The following is a 23327-nucleotide window of genomic DNA, read 5'->3' on the forward strand; positions in this document are numbered from 1 at the left end:
TGTAGTTGCCGTGAGTGTGTGACCTGACGGCGATCAGTTCGCTCCCGAAAGTTCGATTGTGACGACGGTTCCCCGTGGTTCCCTGTCTTCGACGCTGATCGAGCCACCCGACCGTCTGACGATCCAGTAGACCAGCCACAGACCGAGTCCGCTTCCGTGGTAGAGGTCCCCGGTCGCCCGGCCGCTCACCAGCACGTCCCGATCCATCTCCGGCATGCCGGTGCCTTCGTCGGCGACGTGGATCCGAACTCCCGACTCGTCCCGTTCGACGCGCAGTTCCACGGACGAAGACCCACAATCGCAGTGAACGACCGCGTTTTCGAGCAGTTCTTCGAGCGCCAGATCGATCCGCTGTGTGGCGAATACATCGCCCGGGTCCTGAACATCGACATCGATCTCTGCGCCCGGGTACGACCCAGCAACCGATTCGGCCACCACGCTCACGGTCTCGCCGATATCAATCCGGCCAACGTCTACCGTCTCACTCAGCACTTCGGTAATTGCCCGGGACTTGTGACTGGTCGTCAGCAGGTCGTCGCTCCGTTCTATTATCGTATCGGCCAGCGTGCTCATCTGTTTGTCACCCTGCGCGCCCATCTGTTCGGCGTGGCCCCGGATCAGTTGGAGGCTGTTCCGCAGATTGTGACGCAGGATCTGGTCGACAACGCGTAGCTGTTTGGTCTTCTCCTCGTTTTCGGTCACGTCCCGAAGCACTCCGACGATGCCGATGACACCGTCCTCGTCATCTCGGAGCGGATGATACCGCACGTCGAGTGTCCGTTCGCCACGGATGGGATGCGTCCTGGTGGTGCGATACTGGACGCTCTCGCCGTTGAGGGTGCGCTCTATCGACTCGGCGACCGTCGTGTACGCTTCCTCGCCGATGACATCAGTGAGCGAAAGCGAGCTGATCTCATCTGGGGAGATATCGTGATACTCACAGTACTGTGGGTTGGCAAACAGGAACTCCTCATCGATATCGACTGCCGCGATGAGGTCGTTTGCCTCGGTGATCGCCCGCTCGTACTGCCGAAGTTCCATCTGGCGCTGTTTGAGACCCGTGACGTCCCGGCAGATAGCCATCGTCCCAGCGAGTTCGCCGTTCGGGTCGTAGTAGGGGTAGCGTTTCGTGCTGAACGTTGGCTCCCTGTCGGTACGCTGGAACGTGGGCGATATCTCGTACTGGAGCGGTTCTTCCGTCTCCAGCACCGTTTCCTTGTTCTCCGCTATCGTCCGAGCGGATTGCTCGTCCATGAACGGCATCTCGTCCGCCTCACGGAGGTCCGCTTTCGAGAGCCCCGCATACTCGGTTACAGCCTCGTTGAGTAGTCGGAACTCCCCGTCCGTGTCCTGCATCATGATCGGGTCGTCGAGTCGCTCGATGATTGCGGCGGACTGCTTGACGTCCCGCCGGAGCTGTTTTTGTTCGGTAATGTCGGCCTGGACGGCGACGAAGGCACATGTCTCTCCGTCGGTGACAATCGGTGCGATAGTCTGATACGCTGTATATACGGTTCCGTCCTTGCGTTGATTGCGTATCTCTTCCTCCCAGACCTCGCCGGAGAGTATCGTCTCCCACAGGTTCTGGATGTACGCGTCCGACATCTCGCCGGAGTCCATGATTTCTGGCGTCGAACCGACCGCCTCGGACGAACTGTAGCCGGTAATCTCCTCGAACGCCGGATTGACGTACTCTATCTCCCCGTCGAGGTTTGCGATGTAGACAGCGTGTCCGGACGCATCCACCGCTTCTTTGAACCGACGGAGTTCGCTCGCCTGTGCCTCTAGGGCCTCGGACTGCTCTTGCAGGCGCAACAGTGCCTTGATCCGCCACCCGAGTTCTGCCTGTCTGATCGGTAGCGAGACTATCTCGTCGATTGTCGTCGCGAAGACGTTGTCCGCAATCTCGCCAGCGTCCTCGTCGATGACGTCCATCCGGCGCTCCGGGAGGAGGAGCAGGATCGGTAACAGTCTCGGGCTGATGGCCTCTTTCAGCCGTTTCAGCTCCGTTGCATTGCGCTTTAGCTCCCGATAGTCGACGACGCAGAGATCGAACTGGGCCTCCTCGAGCGAAGTATCCGGGTCGGCGGCCCGATACTCCTCGTGACCGTCGAGCCACTCCCGGAGAACGCGTCGGTTGCCGCTGTCAGCCAGCAACGGGAAGATGACTGTTCTAGGCGGCGAGTCATCACTGTCGTCCTGTCGCTCCATGTCGGTTCCCGAGGGCCGTTCAGACGTCATCGTCCCAGTCCGGCGTGCCGGTCAGGATGCCACGTAACCCAGTCAGTGACTCGCCGACTGACATGCCGTCTTCGGAGATCTCCAGGTCGTGGATCGCGGAGTCGCACTGGCTGGCTCGCATCTTGAGGACGCCGATTACCTTGCGCAGTTCGCCGTCGTACTCGACGTGGCGAAGAACGACAAGATTATCGCTGAGGTGGCTCAACCGCTGTTCGGTCGCCTGAACGTCTCCCGTTATCTGATGGACTTCGTTGGTGAAAATCCCCGTGACCCCCATGTTACGGAGATACCGCCCGATCTTGATCAACTGTCGCGTCCCGTCGTCCGATGCGCCACGAAGCGACCGCGTGTAGCCCGTGATGCCGTCGATCATGACGACCTGTGCGTTGTCCGCTTCGACGCTCGTCCGGAGTCGGTCCGTGAACTCGTCGACCGCGATTTCGTCCGGATCGATCTCTTCGATGATCAGTGTTCCCTGTTCGACCATCTCCCGTGCCGGGATGCCGATGTCGTCCGCCCGTGCGAGCATCGTCTTCTGAGCCTCCTCGAAGCTATACAGGACCGCCCGCTGTCCACGGCTCGCGGCTTCGGTGAGGAACTGCAAGCCGGTAGTCGTCTTTCCGGCACCTGTCGGCCCGCTCAGGAACGTGATCGTTCCCGTAGTTATGCCGCCGTGCAGGAGGTTATCGAGCCCATCGACGCCGGAGGGGAGCGTGCCGAGCGAGGAGTCTCGATGATGATCGGCGGGAAACAGTTGCGGCCACACGTGTATCCCCTCGTCGTCGATGGTGACCGTGTGTGGGCCGGGCTTCGAGCCGGATCCACGGAACTTCGGCACCTGCAGTGTCCGACGATTGGAGTCTGCGTCCAGTTCGATCACCGCGTCGGCGAGGAACTGCAGATCGTCGTCGGCCATCGACTCGGCGGCCTGGGACGTCAGCAGGACGGTTGCGCCTTCGTCCTTGAGAAGAGCAAGCAGACTCAGGATCTGCGTTCGGAACTGGTGTTCGTCCGAAGAGAGGTATTTGAGTTCGGTAACCGGATCGACCACCACGCGGTCGGGAGAGATATCTTCGATCTCACCTCGAATCGCCTGGACAAGCGACGGTTGTTCTACTTCGCTCGATTCGAAGATATCGTAGGATTCGGAACTCTGGAACTGTTCTTCGGAGGGAGAGAGATCGAGAAATTCGACGGCGCCGATATCGAGTCCGAAACGTTCGGCAGTGTCGCGCAGATACTCGGTCGGTTCGCCCAGATTGATATAGAGCGTCGACTCGTCGGCTTCGACACCGGCCGCAAGAAAGTGTAGCCCGAAAATCGTCTTGCCCGCACCGGGTGAGCCTCTGACGAGGGTTGCAGAGTTCGGAACGAGTCCTCCCTTCAGGACGTCGTCCGCGCCAGCGACTCCTGTCTGTATCCGATTGTTCTCGGCGATCACAATTACAATGGTGGAAGGCCTTGTGATTCAAATAGTTACTGGCTACTCCCGGAGAGTAACACTCGATCGTCGACTCCTCCGCGAATCTTCGATATCCCGTTCACCAGATGATCGACCAGTGACACAGTGCTTATTATGCTCGGCTTACCCCTTTCCTGTATGGAGATCGAGGCCCAACAACTGGCCCTGGAGTTCGGCGGCGGCGCGCTGATCGGCGGACTGATCGGCTACGGGACCAAGAAAATCGCGAAACTACTTGCTGTGATCGTCGGCGTCCAACTCGCCCTGTTCCGCTTTCTGGAGTCGAAAGGGATCGTGATCGTCGACTACAACCGACTGACCAACGGCGTCGTCTCGACACAGGAGACGGTGCAGAACCCTGGCTGGATCGTCCCGATCCTCTCGACGCTCTCGATCGGCGCGGGCTTCATCGGCGGCTTCTGGGTCGGCTACCGTCGAGGCTAACGCGTTTTGATGTCGTCTTCGTCCTTGAGGATCTGTGTCTCGGCTTCGCCGCTCGTCACTTCGTTCGCCCGCTCGAAGAACTCGTTTTGAAGCCCGGCGGGGAACTTGAGGACGCCGATCCACGAACCGTCGGCCTGCCACTCCTCGCGCTGGAGTTCTCCGAACTCGCGGAGTTTCGCCTGCGCACTGCCGGCCTTGTCGGCAGGTACCTGCACGGCGACGGTGACCTCGTCGAACCGGATCGGAATGACCGGACGCAGTGCGTCGAGCGCGTCGTCGACCTGTTCCTCGACCGGTTCCATCGGATCGACGCTAAATCCGGCGTCTTCGAGCGCGCTTTCGATCCGGTCCGGCGGGTGCGGCGCGTCGTCCATCTGCGGATTGACGGCGTTTCGCGTGATCTGGTTGACTAGCTGTTTGTGCTTTTTCTCCTGCATCTCGCGGCGCTGCTCGGCCGTAATCTGGATCTCGCCGCGCTCGATGACCTCCGGGATTATTTCCAGTGGGTCCGTCGTGCCGAACACGTCCTCCAGATCGCTCTCGGTCGGCCGATCCCCCCGACTAGCGTTCTCGAAGACGTCTTCGGCGGCGATGACGTCCTCCAGTTCGCCATCGAAGTCGTCGCGCTTGATCGACAGCGCGGCGTCCGGATCGACGAGCACCTCGAACCGCTCCCCGTGTGATTCCAACCGTGCCGTCACTGCCTCGTCGAGCGATATCATAGCTGATAGTAGCAGACGGGGATAAAAAGGTGTTTCCCGATCAGAACTCGAACGCGCTGGCGACGAGTAGCGGGACCACGAGCGTCGCCTCGGCCTCGACCTGCGTGTAGTTCGCATCGGTATCCTTGATCTTCCCCCACGAGACGGCTTCCTCCGGCGGTGCGCCCGACAGTGAGCCATCGCCCTCCATCCCCGTGGAGACGTAGACTGCGTAGTCCGCGCCGCCGCGGAACAGGTTCGTCATGATGGCGTGGTGTTTCGGGACGCCGTCCCCGAGTGCGATCAGGCCGGTCGTATCAGCGAGCATACCGTCCTCGATGAGGGTCTCGTAATCCTCCAGAATCTCGATGCCGATGTCTTTCTCGGCCTGCTGGCGGTAGTAGTAGAGGAAGTTCCCGACCTCGGCGTCGGTCAGCGCCGGGCAGAACACCGGAACGTCGTTGTCCGCGGCCTGTTTCAGTACCGAGTTCTCGTCGTCGAGCGTCGCGCCCAGTTCCCGGGCGAAATCGGTCGGCGTCCGCACCGCCTCCTCCGCGAAGAAATCGTCGAAGAAGTCGTAGAGATACTCCTCGAGCCAGACGTACCGGTCCGACGGAACGTAGATGTTACCGAGACGGTTGATCCCTTTCTCGCGGAGTTCGGCCTCGTCGGCGTCCCACGAGCCCATCTTGAACGGCTTCGCCGTCTTGATGACGTCCTCGGTCAGCGATCCGGACGTGGTGATCAGGACGTCGACGTGCCCCTCGCGGATCAGCGCGGCGATAACTTCGCGTAGGCCCGAAGAGACCATGTTCGAGGTGCAGGTGAGATAGACCGTCGCCTCGTCGTCTTGCATCCGCTCGACGATGTCGATGGCCTCGGCGAGAGCGGTCGCCTGAAACCCGGTCGTCGCATACGAGTCGAGTAGAGATTCGAGGGTGACGTCGCCGGTAAAATCGAAGCCTTCGACGTCCGCCGTGTCCAGTTCTTCGTCGCTATCGGGAAGCACGTGCTCCCGTGACTGATCGTCGCTCATACCCGTCCTTGTGTGTGGCCGAACTTGAAACGATTGAGTTCGATCGATCGGCGAAATCGGGGCGTACGCCACCCCTGTGACCAAAACCTTTTGCCCTCACACGGAGTTGGTACGGGCAATGTCGGACGTCAGTGAGTTATTCGAGGATTTATTTGTCGGTGCGGACGGAATCGTGCTGTTCTCGCCGAGTAGTTCGTACTACCAGGCGTTTGCCGAGATGGAGGATACCGACGTGATCGTTGCCGGTCGGGAAAACGAACACGGGGCCGACAGTTTCGTCGAGCTACCGCTGGTGTTCGATGACATCGCCGAGCAACTGACCTTTGCGATCGAAGGGGCACTCGACGACGACCTGGTCGAGGAAGGCGACGAACTGCTCTGTGGCGCGAAACTGTTCGACGAAGACGAAGTTGATACTGTCGCCCGCGTCAGGGCGAGTGAGGGCGAGAACTCCGGCGTCTACGATCTCTTTACACAGTCTCGGGCCGAGCCATCGGTGATCCGTTCCGTCTTCGAGGTGGCGATCGAACTGGGACAGAAGGGCCAGAAAGGGAAGCCAGTCGGCGCACTGTTCGTCGTCGGCGATGCCGGGAAGGTGATGAACAAGTCCCGGCCGCTGTCGTACAACCCCTTCGAGAAGTCCCACGTCCACGTCGGTGACCCCATCGTGACGGTCATGCTCAAGGAGTTCTCCCGACTCGACGGCGCGTTCGTCATCAGCGACTCCGGGAAGATAGTCAGCGCTTACCGCTACCTCGAACCCGCGGCGGAGGGCGTCGACATTCCCAAAGGTCTCGGCGCGCGACATATGGCCGCTGGGGCGATCACCCGCGACACGAACGCGACGGCGATCGTACTGAGCGAGAGCGACGGACTGGTCCGCGCGTTCAAAGGCGGGGAACTGATTCTGGAGATCGATCCGGAGAACTACTGATATGCAGGTCGACCAGGCGCTGGTGGAAGTGGGCAACCTGATACAGGAACCGATCGTGCTCGCACTGCTAGTGCTGGTGTTCGGTCTACTGTTGGGCCTTGGCATCGGCCGCATCAACAAGCAGATCCTCATGACTGCAGGGATCGGCGACACCGTCGAGGGGACGGCGTTCGAGCGCACAGCCAGAAGCATCGGGACGTCGACGGTCGCGCTCATCGCCCGGGTCACCTCGTGGTTCATCTACGGCGTAACGATCCTGACTGCGATCCACATCTCAGGACTCTTCGACGCGCCGGCGTTCTGGGTCCGCGTCGCCGAGTTCGTCCCGCGCCTGTTCATCGCCGTGCTCGTGCTGATCGCGGGCTTTATTCTCGCCGACAAGGCCGAACTGGCCGTCAGCGAGCGACTCAAGGACATCAAACTGCCGGAGGTCGGCGTCCTTCCGCTTGTCGTCAAGTACAGCGTCCTCTACATCTCGCTGCTGATCGCGCTCGGGCAGGTCGGCGTCAACACGACGGCCCTGCTCGTGTTACTGACCGTCTACGTCTTCGGCGTCGTCCTGATCGGCGGGCTAGCGTTCAAGGACTTCCTCGCGTCGGCCGCGGCGGGGATGTATCTCCTGCTCAATCACCCGTACGGGATCGGCGACGAGGTCCGAATCGGCGGCCGACAGGGCATCGTCCAGGAGATGACAGTGATGACGACCCGGATCGAGAACGAGGAAGAAGAGTACATCCTGCCGAACCGCCTCGTCTTCGAGGAGGGCATCGCCCGGATGCGGAACTAACCGGCGCGGAACGGAGAGTATTTTTGCCCGGAGCCATCGCCCCTACGTATGGACGCGGCGCTTGGACCGCCCGAGAAGATGGCCGATCGGGGCGACGAACTGACGCCGATGCTGTCACAGTACTACGAACTCTGTGACCGCTACGACGACTCGCTGGTCCTCTTTCAGGTCGGTGACTTCTACGAGGCCTTCTGCGAGGCGGCCGAGGCCATCTCCCGGCTCCTCGAGATCACGCTGACCAAGCGCGAGGACTCGACCGGCACCTATCCGATGGCCGGCATCCCCATCGACAACGCCGAATCGTACATCGAGACGCTGCTAGACGCCGGCTACCGGGTCGCCGTCGCCGATCAGGTCGAGGAGCCCTCGCAGGTCTCCGGCGTCGTCGACCGTGCCGTCACGCGTATCGTCACGCCGGGAACGCTGACCGAGGACGAACTGCTCCGAACCGACGACAACAACTTCGTCGCCGCGCTGACCGCGGACGGCGAGGAGTACGGCCTGGCCCTGCTCGACGTCTCGACCGGCGACTTCTACGCGACTGCCGTGGGATCAGCAGCCGCCCTGCGCGACGAGATCAGCCGGTTCGACCCGCAGGAAGCCATCGTCGGCCCCCACGCCGATCCCGACCCGTTCCCCGACGGCTGTATGGTCACGCCACACGACGAGCGAACCTTCGAGCAGGAAAACGCACGCGAGCGGGTCAGCGCGTACTTCGGCGATCCGGAGCGACTGCTCGCCGGAGCGGTCGAGATCCGGGCCTGCGGCGCGCTGCTTGCGTACGCCGAGTACACCCGCGGTGGGAAACACACCGAACTCGAGCCAGATACGTTCGCCAGACACGCCGACGAGGATACTGAGGCAGAAGCCGAGGCGGCAACGCTCGACTACATCAACCATCTCACCCGCTACGATCCGCGGGAGTACATGGTGCTCGACCGGGTGGCCATCCGAAGTCTCGAACTGTTCGAGCGCCGGGGTGCCCACGATCAGGCCGGGGCCGCGCTGGTCGACGTGCTCGACGAGACGTCCTGCGCGCTCGGGAGCCGAGAGCTACAGGACTGGCTCCGCCGGCCCCTGATCGACCGCCCCGAGATCGAGGCCCGGCACGACGCCGTCGAGGAGTTCGTCGGTGACCTCCGGAGCCGAGAGGAACTGAGTGACCTGCTTCGGGACGTCTACGACATCGAACGCCTCATCTCGCGAGTCGCTCGCGGCCGGGCGAACGCTCGCGACCTCCGCTCGCTCAAGCACACGCTCGATGTCATCCCGGAACTCCGGGACGCCCTCGCCGACGTCGAAACCGACGTGCTGGTCGATCTGCGTGCGGATCTCGACGAGATGGCTGACGTGCGCGAACTGATCGGGGCGGCGATCCGGCCCGATCCGCCGACCGGCGTCACGGACGGCGACCTGATCAGAGAGGGGTACAGCGACCACCTGGACGACCTCCGGGCGACCGAGCGCGAGGGGAAAGCCTGGATCGACGACCTGGAGGCCGGCGAGCGCGAGCGCACCGGCGTCGACTCGCTCAAAGTCGGCCATACCTCGGTCCATGGCTACTATATCGAGGTGACGAACCCGAACCTCGACGCCGTCCCGGAGGAGTATCAGCGCCGACAGACGCTGAAGAACTCTGAGCGGTTCGTCACGCCCGAACTCAGATCCCGAGAGGACGAGATTATCAGCGCAGAGGAGCGCGCGGACGACCTGGAGTACAGGCTGTTCACCGAGGTGCGCTCGGAGGTCGCCGCCGAATCAGCCCGAATACAGGCGGTCGCCGAACGGATCGCGGAACTGGATGCCCTCGTCTCGCTGGCGACGGTGGCGGCCCAGCACGACTACTGCCGGCCCGAACTGGGCGGCGACGGTATCGACATCGAGACCGGTCGCCATCCGGTCGTCGAACGCACCGAGGAGCGGTTCGTCCCGAACGACGCCGACCTCGACGACGACGCCGTCATCACCGTGCTCACCGGACCGAATATGTCCGGCAAATCGACGTACATGCGACAGGTCGCGCTGATCGTCGTGCTGGCCCAGATCGGCAGTTTCGTCCCCGCTGAGAGCGCCACTCTACGGCTGGTCGACCGGGTGTTCACCCGCGTCGGCGCGAGCGACGACATCGCCAGCGGGAAATCGACATTCATGGTCGAGATGACCGAACTCGCGGAGATTCTCGACGCCGCCACCGAGCGCTCGCTGGTCCTGCTCGACGAGGTGGGTCGGGGAACCAGCACGACGGACGGACTCGCCCTCGCTCGGGCAGTTACCGAGCACGTCCACGACCGGATCCGCGCGACGACGCTGTTTGCGACCCACCATCACGAACTGACCGAGATCGCCCGAGAGCGGGCAGGCGTCGTGAACCGCCACTTCGCGGCACGCCGGGAGGATGGGTCAGTCACCTTCGACCACCAGCTATCCGACGGCGCTGCAACGGCATCTTACGGCGTCGAAGTTGCGAGGATGGCGGGCGTCGACGGCCGGGTCGTAGAGCGAGCGCGAGAGCTACTGGGTGATCGACAGGATGATAGCTTGGCTGGAACCTCCGCCGCCTCGCAGCCAACCCAGCCAGCCGACGCCATCGGCGATGGTGGGGGAACCGATGCCGCGGTCGCCGCCCGCCTTCGGGACGTCAATCTCGCCGACACGACGCCGCTGGAAGCGTTACAGCTACTTGACGAGTTACAGCAGGAGTTCGAGTAACGCCCTGGACCCGGGGAATGGCCCTTGTAGACTGATCGCGTCGGACCGATACCGGGTCGATCCTGTGGTATGGTCGGTCTCACTATAGCTTTGAAGTTCCTTCGTACAGATGTACACATATGACACACGTAGCTGTCGTCGGCGGTGGACCGGCGGGACTCAGCGCGGCACTGTTCACACAGAAAAACGGTCTCGATGCGACTGTCTTCGACACCGACGAGACGTGGCTCCACAAGGCACACCTGTTCAACTATCTCGGCATCGGCTCTGTCGGCGGCAGCGAGTTCCTCGCGACGGCGCGCCAGCAGGCCGACGATTTCGGTGTGGACCGCCGGCAGGGCGAGGAAGTGACAGGAGTTACGGAGACCGACGACGGCTTCACCCTCACCACGGACGACGACGAGATAGCGGCCGACTACGTCGTCCTCGCGACCGGAGCGAACCGCGACCTCGCCGAGGATCTGGGCTGTGAGTTCGATGAGGACGATACCGTCGACGTCGACATCACGATGGAGACGAGCGTCGAGGACGCCTACGCGACCGGTGCGATGCCGCGGGCCGAGGAGTGGCAGGCGGCGATTTCGGTCGGTGACGGTGCGGCCGCGGCGCTCAACATTCTGACAAAGGAGAAAGGCGAACACTTCCACGACTTCGACGTCCCCGCGGACGCCGAAGCAGTGTTCGGCGGCATGAGCAAGGAGTAACGCGGTTCGATCCTACGGAGTCGGTTGTCCTCGCCGAGTGACCGCCTGTTCGTTGGGCATCGGATTGATCGACAGCCCTCCCTCAACGAACTGCTCAGTCTTCGTGGATCTCTTCGCCGCGGTTGAGTCGCTCCGCGATCCGGAACGTCTGCTCGCCCGCACGACGGGTCGGCGTGTGAGCCGCGAGATATCGTGCAGTGGCGACGAGATGGACGCGCGCTCGCTCCTCGTCAACGGCGTCGTACTGGGCGAACGCCGCCTCGACGTTCTGTCGGGTGTGGAAGCCGACGTCCTCCCGGAGTAGCGCCTTGCCGAGCGTCCGTTTCAACTCCCCTGCCTCGCCGCCAGCGGCGAGGTACTCGGCGGTCAGGTTGCCAGCACGAGTGACTACCTCGTTGGCTTCGACCTCGAAAGTCTCCTCCAGGTCGGTGAGGACCGTCGATGGGTCGCGGTCACCGTCGGGGTCGGGCAGCGGGATCGGCGGCGTGTTGAGGAATCGGTCGAAGTAGACGGCGAACGCAGCGTCGAAGATACCGCGGTAGAGCTCCGGGGCGTCCGTGCGCTGTGAAAGGGCGTGTACGGCGTTGCTGTAGGTGTAGGTGTGGTGGACGGTGTCCCAGTCTCTGAACTCGTTGGCCGTCCCGAACTGTGCGATCCGGCGGGCGGCGGCGTGCGCGACAGTCTCTGCTAGCTCTGTCGCCGTCGCACCAGCCGTGATCGCCTCGGTTAGCGCGTCGGCGATATCGTGCGGGTCGTCACCCAGCAGTGTCGCAACGAACCCGTCCGGCTCCTGCCACTCCTTGCCGTCGCCCGCGGCCAACAACGTCGGTAGCTCCTCCGCTATCTCCGAGCGAAGCGCGGCGACGTCGATCGGTTGTCGCCAGGTCGAGGCCTCCTCGGCGCGGCTTGCGCTCGCTAGCCCGGGCACGAGACTGGGCAGGACGTCGTCCGCGCGGTCCCACCCCACGTGATCGAGCGTCTCGAACGCCTTGTTGATAAAGTCCAACCGGTGGCCAGCGTCGAGGTAGATATGATCGGTCGCGGCAGCAACGAGCAGTCCGGCGATTTCGTTCTCATCGAGGCCCGCGTTGATCGCCGCCCGGATGACTCGTTCCGCACCGTCGGAGTCGCGGACCTCGATGTTGTCGCGGAACCAGGACCGAAGGCGCTCCGGGGCGACGTCCTCGGTCGACAGCGGATCCTGCACGAAAAACGGCGGTTCGCCGGCCGACTCCTCGGCGACCTCGGTCAGACCGGTGTAGAGTGCCCGGCGGCGGTCTTCGCTCCGGAGATCCGACAGGAGGTTCGTCATCACGCCGAGCGTCGTCAGTCCACGGCCCCAGCCCTCTCGCCGGTAGTGCGTGCCGAAGTCCACGCCGATGTCGACCGGCGTCGTGTAGGCCACGTCGGCGTCATCGAGACCGATCACCGATTTGGCGACGACGAGGCTCAGGTTCTCCTGTAACCCGTGATCGAGACGCTCGCTCCAGCGCTCTGCGGGGTCGCGGTTTCGCTCCGGATGCGGGTCGACGTACACCTCTCCATCTCGCAGTTCGACGGGATACGTCTGGACGTCGTCGGCGAAGGGGTCGAACGTATCGCCACAGGAGACCTCGAAGCGCGCGTGGTGCCACGGGCAGGTGAGGATACCGTCGTCGACCGATCCTTCCGAGAGCGGAAACCCCATGTGCGGACACCGGTTGTCGACGGCGTGGATCTCCCCCTCGTGGTGGACGATAGCGAGTGGCCGCTCCTCCGTGCTGACCAGAAACGGTTCCTCTCGCGGAACGTCGTCGAGATCACAGGCGTAAACGAACGCACTGGTATCATCGAGTGACATGATAGGATACAGCACGCGAAGGACTCTAAAGATTTCCTGAAGCGAATATATGTAGGATAATTAATACGCCTCCGGAACACGGCCCTGCGGTCAGTTCTCGAGTTTCCCGGCGAGCACTTTCGCCGCCGTGAGGACGGGATCCCAGACCGGGCTGAACGGCGGCGCGTACGCGAGATCGAGATTCTGGAGTTCCGTGACGGTGAGTGCAGAACTGAGCGCAGTGGCGACGGTGTCGATCCGCTTTGCACCCTCACGACCGACGATACTGGCGCCGAGTACGCGTCCGGTCTCGGTGTCGCCGACGAGGGTCACCGTCAGTTCCGAACTGCCAGGGTAGTAATGTGGACGCGTCGGAGCGTCGATACTGACGGACACTGGATCGAAGCCGGCTTCTCGGGCCCGCTCCTCGTCGAGAACACCGGTCCGGGCCGCGCCGAGGTCGAACGCTTTCACGATAGCCGTCCCGGCAATTCCCCCGGTCGGTGTCGGATCGCCCGCGACCGTGGTCCCGATGGCCCGTCCGGCGCGGTTTGCGGTGAGCGCCAGCGGGACGTGCTCCGGTTCGCCGGTGACGACGTGTTCGGCCTCGGCACAGTCGCCGGCCGCGTAGACGTCCTCGTAGTTCGTCCGGCCGTACTCGTCGGTCGCGATAGCACCGGTCGGCCCGAGTTCGATCCCGGCCTCCGCTGCGAGTTCGACGTTCGGTACGACGCCCACGCCGACGATAACGAGGTCGGCGGCGGCCGACCCGCCCTCGTACTCGATCCCCTCGACGCTTCCATCGCCCGCAAAGCCCTCCACGGCCGTGTCGAGGTGCAGATCGACGCCCTGCTCGCGGAGGTGGTCCTCGACGGTCCGGGCCGTCTCCTCGCCGAAGGGCTGGAGCGTCCGGGGTAGCATCTCGTAGATCGAGACGTCGAGGCCCCGCTCGACGAGCGCCTCGGCCATCTCGACGCCGACGTAGCCGCCGCCGACAATCGCCGCGCTCGCAGGGTCGGCATCGGTGACGTAGCCCTGGATCGCGTCGGCCTCGTCCATACTTCGCAGCGTGAACACGCCGTCGAGATCGAGGCCCTCGAACGGCGGTTCGATCGCTCGCGCGCCCGTCCCGATTAACAGGGAACCGTAGGGTTGCTCGAACGGTTCGGCACCCGCGCTGACGGTGACCGTTTTCGCCCTGGGGTCGATATCGACGACCTCGTGGCCGGTTCGCAGGTCGACGTCGCGTTTCTCCCGGAACGTTTCGGGCTCGACCGCGACAAGGTCATCGAGTTCGTCGACCTCGCCTTTCACGTAGTACGGCATCCCGCAGGCGGCGTAGGAGACCCACTCTCCCTTCTCGAACACGATTACGTCGAGTTCCGGGTCCTCCCGTTTGGCCTTGCTTGCGGCACTCATCCCTGCGGCGTCGCCCCCGACGATTACGAACGGATCCTCCATACTGTATACTACGTGGACCTGGATGTAAAGTATTTCGCAGAACTTACAATACTACTGTTTGAGGTTCGATTACTTCGAAAACAGAATACTCAGCGAGGTCGTGGAGATCAGCGCCGAGCGACGACTGCGAGCGTCTCGGGGCGGTCGTGGACGCGTTCGACGGTGAATCCGGCCGCCTCGAACTGCTCGCGCACGTCCTCCGGCCCGAACCGCTCGTCGGGGTCTGGCCCGTCCTCGCCGGTTCCGGTCGCCGACCAGTCGACGGTGACGACACGGCCACCGGGGCGGAGTACGCGTGCCAGTTCGGCCATCGTCTCGTCGCTGGCGTACTCGTGGTGGGTCATCGTCGAATACGCGCCGTCGAGTTCGTCGTCGTCGAAGGGAAGCGAATCGACGTTCGCGGCCACCAGTTCGACGTTCTCGGAGACGCCGTTCTCCCGATGGACATCGTGCATCTCGGACTGGACGTCGACTCCGTACACCGCTCCGACGAACGGCGCGACGTCGTCGGTGTAAAAGCCCGTCCCCGAACCCAGGTCGGCCACGACGGCGTCGGCGGCCACGTCGAGCATCTCCAGTAGTTCCTCACGAGAACAGAAGCGATAGCGCGCCGGATCGTCGAGCGCATCGGCACGGTCGACGGGGAAGGTATGAAAACCCATGTAAAGGCATTGTGCGGCGAACGCAAAAGCGTATCCGTTCTGGCATCTGTCAGGTGCTACATATCGGTCGAGACGGCGTTAGTGCCAGAGAGTATTGCACTTTATATGCACAAGTATTATACTTCGGAGCGCCGTACTGGGATCTATGAGCAGCGACGACGAACGTGAGCGGATCCGTGAACGAAAGAAAGAGCAACTGAAACGACAACTCGAAGGCAACGACGCCTCCAGAGAGGAGAGTGCTGGCGATAGCGCCGCCCCCAGCGAGCCGATCCACATCGACGGGTCCGCCGAGTTCGAGGAGGTCGTCGACTCCTACTCGGTCGTGCTCGTCGACTGCTACGCCGACTGGTGTGGGCCGTGTAAGATGATGGAGCCGGCAATCGAGGCGCTGGCCGCCGAGACCGACGCAGCAGTAGCGAAAGTCGATGTCGACGCCAACCGGCAACTCGCAGGCCAACTCGGTGCCCAGAGCATTCCGACCCTCCTGCTGTATGCCGACGGTGACTCCGTCGAGCGGCTTGTCGGCGCACAGGACCGGGGGACGCTCGAATCGCTAATCGAGAAGTACAGTTGAACAGTAAGCGTCGAGTAGCCAATCGGCTGCCACGGCGTGGTGTCCGGACACAACCCTCACGCCGGCGACTTTCGACACATAACAAAGCGCATTTGACCACGGAGTGGTAATTTCGTACTCCGTGTATCGCCCTCCGAACCCGATCCGTCTGCTCATCCTCTGGATCGGGCTAGCGCTCGCACGTGCCGGCCTGATCGACCGCGAGCGTGCGGTGCAGACGACCGAACTCGCGTGGCCCCGTATCGTCACTGGGATCGCGCGGATGTCAAAGAACGCGGTCGACGTCGCCCTCGTCGGCGTCGCCGTCGGCACCTCCGCAGTTGCGGGTGTCGGTTTCGCCGGTCCGTACTGGGGGCTCGCGTTCGCACTCGGCGGCGGCGTCGCCGGTGGATCGATCGCGCTCGTCTCCCAGCGCTACGGCGCTGATGCCCACGACGAACTGGGGCTTGCGGTACGGTCAAGCGCGCTGCTGGCGACCGTGATTACGATCCCTGTCGCGGCCGTCTTCTGGCTGGTCCCGCACACCCTCATCTCCATCCTCTCCAGCAACGAAGCGGCGATAGAGTACGGCGCGACCTACCTCCAGATCGTCGGCTTCGGGGTTCCGTTCGCCGGACTCAATCTCGTCGGGAGCCGTGTACTCGTCGGTGCCGACGACGCCTACACAGCCATGCAGGCCCGGGCGGGCGGCGCGATCATGAACATCGCGCTGAGCGCGCTCCTGATCTTCGGCCTCGATATGGGCGTCGCCGGGGCGGCCGCCGGGACCGTCCTCTCGAACGTCGCCGTCACGGCGGTTTTCGCGATAGGCCTCGTCCGGGGGCAGTTCCCCGGCATGGGCGCGTTCCCGGTACAGATCGATCCGTTCGGAAGCTACGTTGATCCCGGCACGCTCCACGATCTGGTCGAGATCGGCGTGCCCGTCGGCGCACGCAACCTCGTCTGGACCGCCGCGGAGTTCCCGATGCTCGGTATCCTCGACATCTTCGGCGAGAACACCGTCGCCGCCTTCGTCATCGCCCGCCGCATCTGGGGCATCATGAACGCGCCCGGGTGGGGCTTCGGCCTCGCATCGTCGAGTCTCGTCGGACAGGCGCTCGGCAAGAACGACGAGCGGACCGCGACGGCCTACGGAAACGACATCATCGTCTTCTCGGTCGTGACCTACATGTTTTCGGCGGTCATCATCGCCATCTTCGCCGGGGACATCGTCGTCCTGTTCGCCGAGGACTCGACGAGCGGCGAGATCCCGATTGCAATCGACCTGGTCTACGCCGCCTGTGTGGCGGTGGTGTTCGCCGGCGTCTCCAGCGGCGCGGCCGGCCCGCTGGACGCCAGCGGCGACACCCGGGTCCCCTTCCTCAGCCAGTTCCTCGGGATGTTCGGCGTCTCCATCCCGCTTGCCTACCTCGGTGCGACGACCTCGCTCGGCTACTGGGGGCTGTATCTGGCGTTCCTCGCGGAGACCACGGTTCCCGCGGCGATCAACTACTGGCGCTTCCGGACGGGCAAGTGGAAGCGAATCAGTAAAGCGTATCGTCCGGACGTCACCGCAGACGACTGATCGCAGTCGTCCCATCCGGTCGCATTGGCCCCACCACAACGACTACACTCTGCCGGTTTGATGATCCTGTATGGTCCGAACAAGTGCGTTCATGACCGAGGATGTCGAGACGGTGCATCGGGACGACCGCGTCGACGAGGTGCTCGAACGCCTCGCAAAGGCCGACTTCGAGGGGTACCCGGTCGTCGACGACGACGACCAGGTCGTCGGCATCGTCACGCAGACCGATCTGGTACAGTTGTTTCGCAGTAAAGACCGGATCGTCTGGATCCCCATCGGCGTCCCGCCCTTCAGCGAGACGCTGACATACGGCTTCGACCTCTCGCTCGACGAACTCGACATCGGCATCGACGCCGCGAGGGCCGCCCGCAAACCGATTCACGAGATCATGACCGAGGACGTTGTGACGGTCGAACCCGACACCGACCTCGACGAGGTCATCGAACTGCTCACCGACGAGACGCGAGATATCAACCGCCTCCCGGTCGTCGAGGACGACCTGATCGTCGGCATCGTTACCCGAGAGGATGCCCTGCGGGCGGTGCGTGACGAGACGTAGGCTAGAACTTCCGATCGACGGTTCGGGTTGCTCGCTCGACGACGGTCGACTCCGCGCGGGTGATCGACCGGACGGCTTCGTCGGTGTACTCCAGTGTCACGCTCGGCATCCCACTGGTCAGCACGCTCGCAAGCGATCCCTCGATGACTGTTCCGGGGTCGAACGTCGCAGTGAACTGGAACGCGTCCGCTTCGGTCCGCAACGGCCCGGCAAACCGGAACTGGTCGTCGACAAAGGTCCGTGCTTCGTCGTGAGTGAACACGTCTCGGACGGCGGGCCAGAACGCCGATCTGTCGCTCTCGACGAGCGGTGCCATCGCGTCGCCGAGGCGGAGTTGGCGTTCTACGAGTCGGTCCTCTATCTCGTTCCGGCGCGACGGATCGACGTCTTTCCGGAGGGCGTCTAGATACGCGTCCTGGGTGAGTATCGGATCCCGGTACTCCTCTCCGGTCGCTGTCGGATCGGCGGCGTACTCCAGTACGACCTCGAACTGGTCGACGATCTGATCACGATACTCCGATAGCTCCGGCCCGACGACCTTGCGGTCGAACGCCTCCGAGTTCTGTACGATCCGATCGACGACCGATCCTGACACGCCCCGACTCCCAGTCAGCACCCGCGAGACGCTGAACTGCGCTCTGGTGGCCTCGATAGCGTCGTCGACGAACCGTTCGAAACCCCTGAGTGCCGCCTGTTCGGTCATTACCGAGAGACAGGACGGCAACGGCTTCAATGCCTCGGCCACGACAGCGCTACTGATCGCCGCCAGCGCAGTCCGATCGCAGGTAATTCTGGCTTATCAGTCGGCCTCGGCGAACAGGCCGTTTCTAACTAACCCCGTTCGCCGACAGCACGTATGCATGGCCGAAGGGCAGTCCTCCCCAGCGGCTGGTGAATCACGGACGCCACAGACCGCGGAAACGAGCGGCTACGGCATCACGGTCACTATCCTCGGTGCGGTCCTGCTGGCGCTGGCGTACTACGGCGTCGTCGCGATCCAGGAGGGGCGGATGATCGGCGAGGCACTGCCCGAACCGTTCTATTTCCTCGCAGTTGCGTTTCTGTTCGTCATGGAGTTGCTCAACAGCCGGCATCTCGGCTCGCTCGGCTTCCTGCGAGCCATCGCCTTCGCCGCTATCTACGGCGCGCTGTTCGTCTTCGCCGTCGAGGGCGGGCAGTATCTCTGGGAAGAACCGTCGGTTGCGCTAGAGGGGTACGTCGGCGTCACGGTGCTTGCAGTCGCGCTCGTCGCCGCCGCGCTCGTCTACGTCGGCTATCTGACGGTCGTCGAGACGCGTGCGGGCCGAGTACAAGCCGAGTAGTCGAGGTTCGTTACTCGCGGGGGGCCGCCGAGACGAACTCCAGTCCGTTTCGCTCCAGGAGCTCTGCTGCGCGGTCAGTCACCGACGGTGAGACGAGGATCCCGCGGATCTCGGCGTCGTCGTGGAGATCACGCCGGAGCGCGTCGACGTACCGCCCGAGTTGGCCGACCGCGTCCGGACCTACGCGCTTTCGCTTGAGTTCGACCGCGACGGTCCGGCCGTCGCTATCCTCGCCGAAGATGTCGATTGCGCCCGCGGCGGTGTCGCGCTCGGTCGCGAGCGGCGTAAAGCCCGGTTCGACGAGTTCCGGATCGTCCAGGATGCGATTTCGGAGATCCTCCTCGGTGCCGTCGAGGGTGAGTTCGGTGGCGTCCTCGACGGCAAAGGTCGACACCTGAGCGATCTGCTCGAACCGGACCACCAGTCGCTCGTCCGGGGTCGAGCGCTCGCTTTCGAGGACGAGTCGGTCCTCAGCGACGCCAGCCTCGTGAGTACAGCCTGGTGGTTGCCAGTTGACCGGTTGCTGGCTCTCGTCGGTGTGGACGAGAATCGAGCCGTCGGGCTTGCACATGACGTGGCGGTCACCGAGTCCGAGCGTCGAGGACGCCCGGCCGTCGTACTCGACGGTACAGCGGCCAAAGAGCGTCACTAGCCGTTCGGCCTCGAATCCGCTTTCGACCGCCTCCGTGGCGGCGTCCAGCGAGGGGTCGACGAGGGTGTTGATCACCGAGTCTCCGTCCGTCCCTGTCACTGGTTCCGGTTACGCGTTCGAGTATAAAAACGGCCCGTTCGTCGTCGCCGACAATCCACGGCAGTTTTGACGCCGCGCCCAGTATCGACCGGTAATGAACGACGAACTCCGCGAACGGGTCGAGCGGGCAGTCGAGAAACACGCGCTGATAAACGCCGTGAAACACGAAAGCGACGCGGACGTCGGCGCCATCATGGGGCCGCTGATGGGCGAGAACCCCGAGTTCCGCGAGCACGGCGACGAGATCCCCGGTATCGCGGGCGGCGTCATCGCCGAGGTGAACGGACTCGATACTGACGAGCGACGGGAGCGACTCGCCAACCTTGCTCCCGAGGAACTCGAAGAACTGGAAAGCGAGGACGAGGAGGACGAACAGGTCCTGCCCGACCTCCCCCGTGCAGAGGAGTACGACGAGATCAAGATGCGCGTCGCTCCGAACCCGAACGGTCCGTGGCACATGGGTCACGCCCGGATGCCAGCCGTAATCGGGACGTACAAAGAACTGTACGATGGCTGGTTCTGCGTCCGCTTCGACGACACGGACCCCGAAACCAAGCGGCCAGACCTCGACGCCTACGACGAGATACTCGACGCTATCGAGTATCTCGTCTTCGAACCGGACGCGGTCTACCGCGCTAGCGACCGCGTCGAGACCTACTACGAGCACGCCCGTGACCTGATCGACAACGGCGGGGCGTACACCTGCTCCTGTCCCGGCGAGGAGTTCTCCGCGCTGAAAAACGACGCGAAGCCCTGCCCGCACCGCGACAAGGACGTTGAGACGATCCACGAGGAGTTCGACGAGATGGTCGAGGGCGAGTACGAGAGCGGCGAAATGGTCCTGCGCGTCAAGACCGACATCGAGCACAAAAACCCCGCACTCCGGGACTGGGTCGGCTTCCGGATGATCGACACGCCCCACCCCCGCGAGGAGGCCAGCGAGTACCGCTGCTGGCCGATGCTCGACTTCCAGAGCGGCATCGACGACCACCTGCTCGGCATGACCCACATCATCCGCGGGATCGACCTGCAGGACTCGGCCAAACGCCAGCGCTTCGTCTACGATTACTTCGACTGGGAGTACCCGGAGGTCCTCCACTGGGGTCACGTCCAGATCGACGAGTACGACGTCCCGATGTCGACGTCTTCGATCAAGGAACTGATCGACGAGGGCGAACTCGACGGCTGGGACGACCCGCGCGCGCCCACGATAGCTAGCGTTCGCCGACGGGGGATTCAGGGCGAGGCCATCACCGACGCGATGGTCGAACTCGGCATCTCCACAAGCAACGTCGACCTCGCGATGTCGAGCGTCTACTCCAAGAACCGAGATATCATCGACGACGAGGCGGACCGGGCCTTCTTCGTCCGCGATGGCGTCGAGGTGCCGCTCACTGGCTCCGGACCGGACACTGCGACCCCGCCGCTTCACCCCGACCACGAGGACCGCGGCACTCGCGATATCCCCGTCGGTCAGGCCGTACTGATCGAACCCGATGACCGCCCGGACCACGAGGAGCGCGTCTGGCTGAAAGGCCTGGGTTGCGTGAAACACACCCGCGATAGCTTCCAGTTCACCGGCGACGACATCGATGCCGTGCGCGAGGAAGGCGTCGACGTGATCCACTGGGTGCCGGCCGCCGAATCCGTCCCCGTCCGGATGCGCACGATGGGGGGCGATATCTCCGGCCGTGCCGAACCCGGCTTCGCCGAGCGAGCGCCCGACGAAATCCTCCAGTTCGAGCGCGTGGGCTTCGTCCGCGTCGACGATATCGACCCCGCTGGCGAAGCGGAGGCAGTCGTCTACTACACCCACTCCTGAGAAGGCCACAAACTGCCCGCCGGACCGACCTGTAAACGTAACGTATTTCACTATACCCCGGCAACTTCGGGGTACGTTGGGCCGGTAGCTCAGTCCGGCAGAGCGTCTGACTCTTAATCAGACGGTCGCGCGTTCAAATCGCGTCCGGCCCGCTTCTGTGAGGAACAGTTCGTGACGAGCGAAGCGGATAGAGCGATTTGAATCAGAACAGAAAGGCGCAGCGAAGCGAGCATTTCTGGGCGTGGTTCGCAATCGCGCCCGGCCCGTTTTAGCCACGAACACTCCGTGAGACAACTGTCAGTCCGAACCGACCTCGAGGGTAAGTATCGATACGCCGCCGGGCCGCGAGATACACAACTCAATTCGCTTGAATCGCATCGATAACGACGGTCCCGAGCACAATCGGCTCTATCGGAACCGAGCTGGCGTCGGTAATCGTGATTTCGTACTGGTCAAACATGGCGAAGTCGCTCTCGATAGAGCCGATAGTTTCGCCCTCTGCATCGGTTATTTCGTACTTGTGGCCGATCCACTGGCCAAACGGCAGAACCTTGCGACCAGCGGTGACGAGTACACCACGCGAGTCGATTTCGGCGAGGAGCGACTGGTCATCGGCGTCGCGGATCCGCCAGGTGTCCTGAACCAGTGAGAAATCGTTGTCCAGTATGACGAGGTCGTCTCCAGTGTGACTATCTGTAAGGACGTAATCGCCGGCGATATCCCAGGTGCCACTTGCCTTCACAGTAAACATCTCGTTCCCATCAGTGTCGACGAAGGGAAACTCGTCTTCCTCCTGGTACATCTTGTACAAGCCGCTGAAGACGGTGTCGCCAGCAACGTTTCTGGCCTCATACTCGGGTCGAAGGTTCTTGTCCCGTCCCGTCTGTTCGACGATATACTGGCTGCCGGAGAGGTCAATCGCTGTGAGATCATACTGTTGTGGAGGTGTCATACTTCTACATATCGCGCAGTGCCAATAAAGAACAAGGCAGTGTTTCAGAGTCGGAACTACCAACTCACGGAGAATCGCTAGTGGGCTTCCCGCCACACTGAGTGAGCGTCTGGCTTCAGAAGAGGCGGTGTGCGAATGGTTCTATGACTCCCTGAAAAGATACAACTGCGCCAACTTGGTGTTTCAGCCCGATCTTCATAGCCCCCTGGCTCCGCACACGTAGCAGAATTGATTCAAGCGGAATTGAACCGGTAAACGACACGATTACGAGTTGAACAGTCGACCCTGGCTTCTTCGATATCATCTACGGAATGAGACGACGTTTGTTATCGAATTATTACTCGATACTAACGTTCGATTTCGGCTTTCTAACGCTATTTCACCGCTGCTGAGCGATAACCAATAAACGTACAAACATTATATGTTCGCGGGTTTTATGATGGACTACTAATGGGAATGCACCCACAGTCACCCTCCGACGACAGCCCCCCAACAGCGGAGCGGATCGACGAGGAGGGGGTAGCCGCATCGTTCGGACTCCTCGCGAATCGACGCCGCCGTCGAGTACTCGAGGTTCTCGGCCATCATCCGCGGGAATCGGTCGAGCGACACGAGATCGCACAACAGATCGCGACCGACACGTCCGAAGTCGAGCGGCGGGGAGAGAACCAGATACGTCGGATCGAGATCTCGCTGCATCACAACCATCTGCCGGCACTCGACGAGGCAGAACTGATAGCATACGACAGCGAAGAAGCGGTCGTCCGCCTCGAACGTCCCGATATGGTTCACCGACTCCTCATGCGATTGCGCCAATAAA

At 62.8% G+C, this 23327-nt stretch carries 21 protein-coding genes and 1 tRNA gene; 12 read left to right on the forward strand and 10 right to left on the reverse strand.

The features are described from left to right. Positions 1-33 precede the first annotated feature (33 nt). Both ACFQL3_RS07230 and ACFQL3_RS07235 read right to left on the reverse strand, forming a co-directional pair. Entirely contained in the window at positions 34-2241 is a 2208-nt protein-coding gene (locus ACFQL3_RS07230) for a PAS domain-containing protein (RefSeq protein WP_377052771.1), read from the reverse strand. Further along, the gene (locus ACFQL3_RS07235; RefSeq protein ID WP_377052773.1) at positions 2231-3682 is read right to left on the reverse strand and encodes an ATPase domain-containing protein; all 1452 of its coding nucleotides are present in this window, start codon (positions 3680-3682) and stop codon (positions 2231-2233) included. Before ACFQL3_RS07235 ends, ACFQL3_RS07230 begins: the two co-directional genes overlap by 11 nt. A 159-nt stretch (positions 3683-3841) precedes the next feature. Between ACFQL3_RS07235 and ACFQL3_RS07240 the strand changes: the two genes are divergently transcribed. Beyond that, positions 3842-4147, forward strand: coding sequence for an FUN14 domain-containing protein (locus tag ACFQL3_RS07240; protein ID WP_377052775.1), 306 nt, complete (start codon positions 3842-3844; stop codon positions 4145-4147). Here ACFQL3_RS07240 and ACFQL3_RS07245 read toward each other — a convergent pair. After that, a complete protein-coding gene (locus ACFQL3_RS07245) occupies positions 4144-4869 on the reverse strand; it encodes a ribosome assembly factor SBDS (protein WP_377052777.1) in 726 nt (241 codons plus the stop codon). The two genes, ACFQL3_RS07240 and ACFQL3_RS07245, sit on opposite strands and share 4 nt — an antisense overlap. Positions 4870-4909: 40 nt before the next feature. Further along, the gene (locus ACFQL3_RS07250; protein WP_377052779.1) at positions 4910-5884 is read right to left on the reverse strand and encodes a deoxyhypusine synthase; all 975 of its coding nucleotides are present in this window, start codon (positions 5882-5884) and stop codon (positions 4910-4912) included. Between the two features lie 118 nt (positions 5885-6002). Between ACFQL3_RS07250 and dacZ the strand changes: the two genes are divergently transcribed. From dacZ to ACFQL3_RS07270, 4 genes are all read left to right on the forward strand, one after another. Then, the gene (dacZ, locus tag ACFQL3_RS07255) at positions 6003-6818 is read left to right on the forward strand and encodes a diadenylate cyclase DacZ (RefSeq protein ID WP_377052781.1); all 816 of its coding nucleotides are present in this window, start codon (positions 6003-6005) and stop codon (positions 6816-6818) included. A gap of 19 nt (positions 6819-6837) precedes the next feature. Beyond that, a complete protein-coding gene (locus ACFQL3_RS07260) occupies positions 6838-7605 on the forward strand; it encodes a mechanosensitive ion channel family protein (RefSeq protein WP_377057052.1) in 768 nt (255 codons plus the stop codon). A gap of 48 nt (positions 7606-7653) precedes the next feature. Next, positions 7654-10314 carry a DNA mismatch repair protein MutS gene (gene mutS, locus ACFQL3_RS07265; protein ID WP_377052783.1) on the forward strand — a complete coding sequence of 887 codons (2661 nt, stop codon included), beginning with the start codon at positions 7654-7656 and terminating at the stop codon, positions 10312-10314. Between the two features lie 119 nt (positions 10315-10433). Continuing rightward, positions 10434-11018, forward strand: coding sequence for an NAD(P)/FAD-dependent oxidoreductase (locus ACFQL3_RS07270; RefSeq protein ID WP_377052785.1), 585 nt, complete (start codon positions 10434-10436; stop codon positions 11016-11018). A 94-nt stretch (positions 11019-11112) separates the two neighbouring features. Here the strand turns inward: ACFQL3_RS07270 and ACFQL3_RS07275 are convergent, their stop codons facing one another. The 3 genes from ACFQL3_RS07275 to ACFQL3_RS07285 all read right to left on the reverse strand — a co-directional run bounded on the left by ACFQL3_RS07275 (position 11113) and on the right by ACFQL3_RS07285 (position 14960). Then, positions 11113-12858 carry a Rieske (2Fe-2S) protein gene (locus ACFQL3_RS07275; RefSeq protein WP_377052787.1) on the reverse strand — a complete coding sequence of 582 codons (1746 nt, stop codon included), beginning with the start codon at positions 12856-12858 and terminating at the stop codon, positions 11113-11115. A 90-nt stretch (positions 12859-12948) separates the two neighbouring features. Next, a complete protein-coding gene (locus ACFQL3_RS07280; RefSeq protein ID WP_377052789.1) occupies positions 12949-14298 on the reverse strand; it encodes an FAD-dependent oxidoreductase in 1350 nt (449 codons plus the stop codon). 107 nt (positions 14299-14405) lie between these two features. Further along, the gene (locus ACFQL3_RS07285) at positions 14406-14960 is read right to left on the reverse strand and encodes a class I SAM-dependent methyltransferase (protein ID WP_377052791.1); all 555 of its coding nucleotides are present in this window, start codon (positions 14958-14960) and stop codon (positions 14406-14408) included. Between the two features lie 145 nt (positions 14961-15105). Here ACFQL3_RS07285 and trxA point away from each other — a divergent pair, with 145 nt between their 5' ends. From trxA to ACFQL3_RS07300, 3 genes are all read left to right on the forward strand, one after another. Next, entirely contained in the window at positions 15106-15537 is a 432-nt protein-coding gene (trxA, locus tag ACFQL3_RS07290; protein WP_377052793.1) for a thioredoxin, read from the forward strand. 121 nt (positions 15538-15658) lie between these two features. Beyond that, entirely contained in the window at positions 15659-17101 is a 1443-nt protein-coding gene (locus ACFQL3_RS07295; RefSeq protein ID WP_377052795.1) for an MATE family efflux transporter, read from the forward strand. A gap of 70 nt (positions 17102-17171) precedes the next feature. Then, positions 17172-17660 (forward strand): CBS domain-containing protein, encoded by a 489-nt coding sequence (locus tag ACFQL3_RS07300; RefSeq protein WP_377052797.1) that lies wholly within the window; start codon positions 17172-17174, stop codon positions 17658-17660. A gap of 1 nt (position 17661) precedes the next feature. Here the strand turns inward: ACFQL3_RS07300 and ACFQL3_RS07305 are convergent, their stop codons facing one another. Next, entirely contained in the window at positions 17662-18363 is a 702-nt protein-coding gene (locus ACFQL3_RS07305; protein WP_377052799.1) for a hypothetical protein, read from the reverse strand. Between the two features lie 157 nt (positions 18364-18520). Here ACFQL3_RS07305 and ACFQL3_RS07310 point away from each other — a divergent pair, with 157 nt between their 5' ends. Then, positions 18521-18982: a hypothetical protein gene (locus ACFQL3_RS07310; RefSeq protein ID WP_377052801.1), complete on the forward strand. Its 462-nt coding sequence runs from the start codon at positions 18521-18523 to the stop codon at positions 18980-18982. A 10-nt stretch (positions 18983-18992) separates the two neighbouring features. Here ACFQL3_RS07310 and nucS read toward each other — a convergent pair whose 3' ends face one another. Further along, the gene (nucS, locus tag ACFQL3_RS07315) at positions 18993-19733 is read right to left on the reverse strand and encodes an endonuclease NucS (protein WP_377052803.1); all 741 of its coding nucleotides are present in this window, start codon (positions 19731-19733) and stop codon (positions 18993-18995) included. A gap of 94 nt (positions 19734-19827) precedes the next feature. On the opposite strand from nucS, the gene ACFQL3_RS07320 reads away from it, so the two are divergent. Together ACFQL3_RS07320 and ACFQL3_RS07325 are read left to right on the forward strand one after the other, a co-directional pair. Further along, positions 19828-21555, forward strand: coding sequence for a glutamate--tRNA ligase (locus ACFQL3_RS07320; RefSeq protein WP_377052805.1), 1728 nt, complete (start codon positions 19828-19830; stop codon positions 21553-21555). 78 nt (positions 21556-21633) lie between these two features. Beyond that, positions 21634-21707: transfer RNA gene (locus ACFQL3_RS07325), tRNA-Lys, on the forward strand. 206 nt (positions 21708-21913) lie between these two features. On the opposite strand, the gene ACFQL3_RS07330 is transcribed toward ACFQL3_RS07325, so the two are convergent. Next, positions 21914-22507: a hypothetical protein gene (locus ACFQL3_RS07330; protein ID WP_377052807.1), complete on the reverse strand. Its 594-nt coding sequence runs from the start codon at positions 22505-22507 to the stop codon at positions 21914-21916. Between the two features lie 450 nt (positions 22508-22957). On the opposite strand from ACFQL3_RS07330, the gene ACFQL3_RS07335 reads away from it, so the two are divergent. Beyond that, positions 22958-23326 (forward strand): DUF7344 domain-containing protein, encoded by a 369-nt coding sequence (locus ACFQL3_RS07335; RefSeq protein ID WP_377052809.1) that lies wholly within the window; start codon positions 22958-22960, stop codon positions 23324-23326. Position 23327: the final 1 nt, after the last annotated feature.

It is taken from the genome of Natronoarchaeum sp. GCM10025321 (genome assembly GCF_042663585.1).
Lineage (GTDB): Archaea > Halobacteriota > Halobacteria > Halobacteriales > Natronoarchaeaceae > Natranaeroarchaeum.

Bases quoted from the DNA above. Each gene is read 5' to 3' on its own strand.
- trxA (WP_377052793.1), top strand. From the start codon at position 15,106: ATGAGCAGCGACGACGAACGTGAGCGGATCCGTGAACGAAAGAAAGAG.
- ACFQL3_RS07300 (WP_377052797.1), top strand. From the start codon at position 17,172: ATGGTCCGAACAAGTGCGTTCATGACCGAGGATGTCGAGACGGTGCAT.
- ACFQL3_RS07285 (WP_377052791.1), bottom strand. From the start codon at position 14,960: ATGGGTTTTCATACCTTCCCCGTCGACCGTGCCGATGCGCTCGACGAT.
- ACFQL3_RS07330 (WP_377052807.1), bottom strand. From the start codon at position 22,507: ATGACACCTCCACAACAGTATGATCTCACAGCGATTGACCTCTCCGGC.
- mutS (WP_377052783.1), top strand. From the start codon at position 7,654: ATGGACGCGGCGCTTGGACCGCCCGAGAAGATGGCCGATCGGGGCGAC.
- ACFQL3_RS07240 (WP_377052775.1), top strand. From the start codon at position 3,842: ATGGAGATCGAGGCCCAACAACTGGCCCTGGAGTTCGGCGGCGGCGCG.
- dacZ (WP_377052781.1), top strand. From the start codon at position 6,003: ATGTCGGACGTCAGTGAGTTATTCGAGGATTTATTTGTCGGTGCGGAC.
- ACFQL3_RS07250 (WP_377052779.1), bottom strand. From the start codon at position 5,884: ATGAGCGACGATCAGTCACGGGAGCACGTGCTTCCCGATAGCGACGAA.
- ACFQL3_RS07230 (WP_377052771.1), bottom strand. From the start codon at position 2,241: ATGACGTCTGAACGGCCCTCGGGAACCGACATGGAGCGACAGGACGAC.
- ACFQL3_RS07270 (WP_377052785.1), top strand. From the start codon at position 10,434: ATGACACACGTAGCTGTCGTCGGCGGTGGACCGGCGGGACTCAGCGCG.
- ACFQL3_RS07310 (WP_377052801.1), top strand. From the start codon at position 18,521: ATGGCCGAAGGGCAGTCCTCCCCAGCGGCTGGTGAATCACGGACGCCA.
- ACFQL3_RS07305 (WP_377052799.1), bottom strand. From the start codon at position 18,363: ATGACCGAACAGGCGGCACTCAGGGGTTTCGAACGGTTCGTCGACGAC.
- ACFQL3_RS07245 (WP_377052777.1), bottom strand. From the start codon at position 4,869: ATGATATCGCTCGACGAGGCAGTGACGGCACGGTTGGAATCACACGGG.
- ACFQL3_RS07335 (WP_377052809.1), top strand. From the start codon at position 22,958: ATGGGAATGCACCCACAGTCACCCTCCGACGACAGCCCCCCAACAGCG.
- ACFQL3_RS07275 (WP_377052787.1), bottom strand. From the start codon at position 12,858: ATGTCACTCGATGATACCAGTGCGTTCGTTTACGCCTGTGATCTCGAC.
- ACFQL3_RS07280 (WP_377052789.1), bottom strand. From the start codon at position 14,298: ATGGAGGATCCGTTCGTAATCGTCGGGGGCGACGCCGCAGGGATGAGT.
- ACFQL3_RS07320 (WP_377052805.1), top strand. From the start codon at position 19,828: ATGAACGACGAACTCCGCGAACGGGTCGAGCGGGCAGTCGAGAAACAC.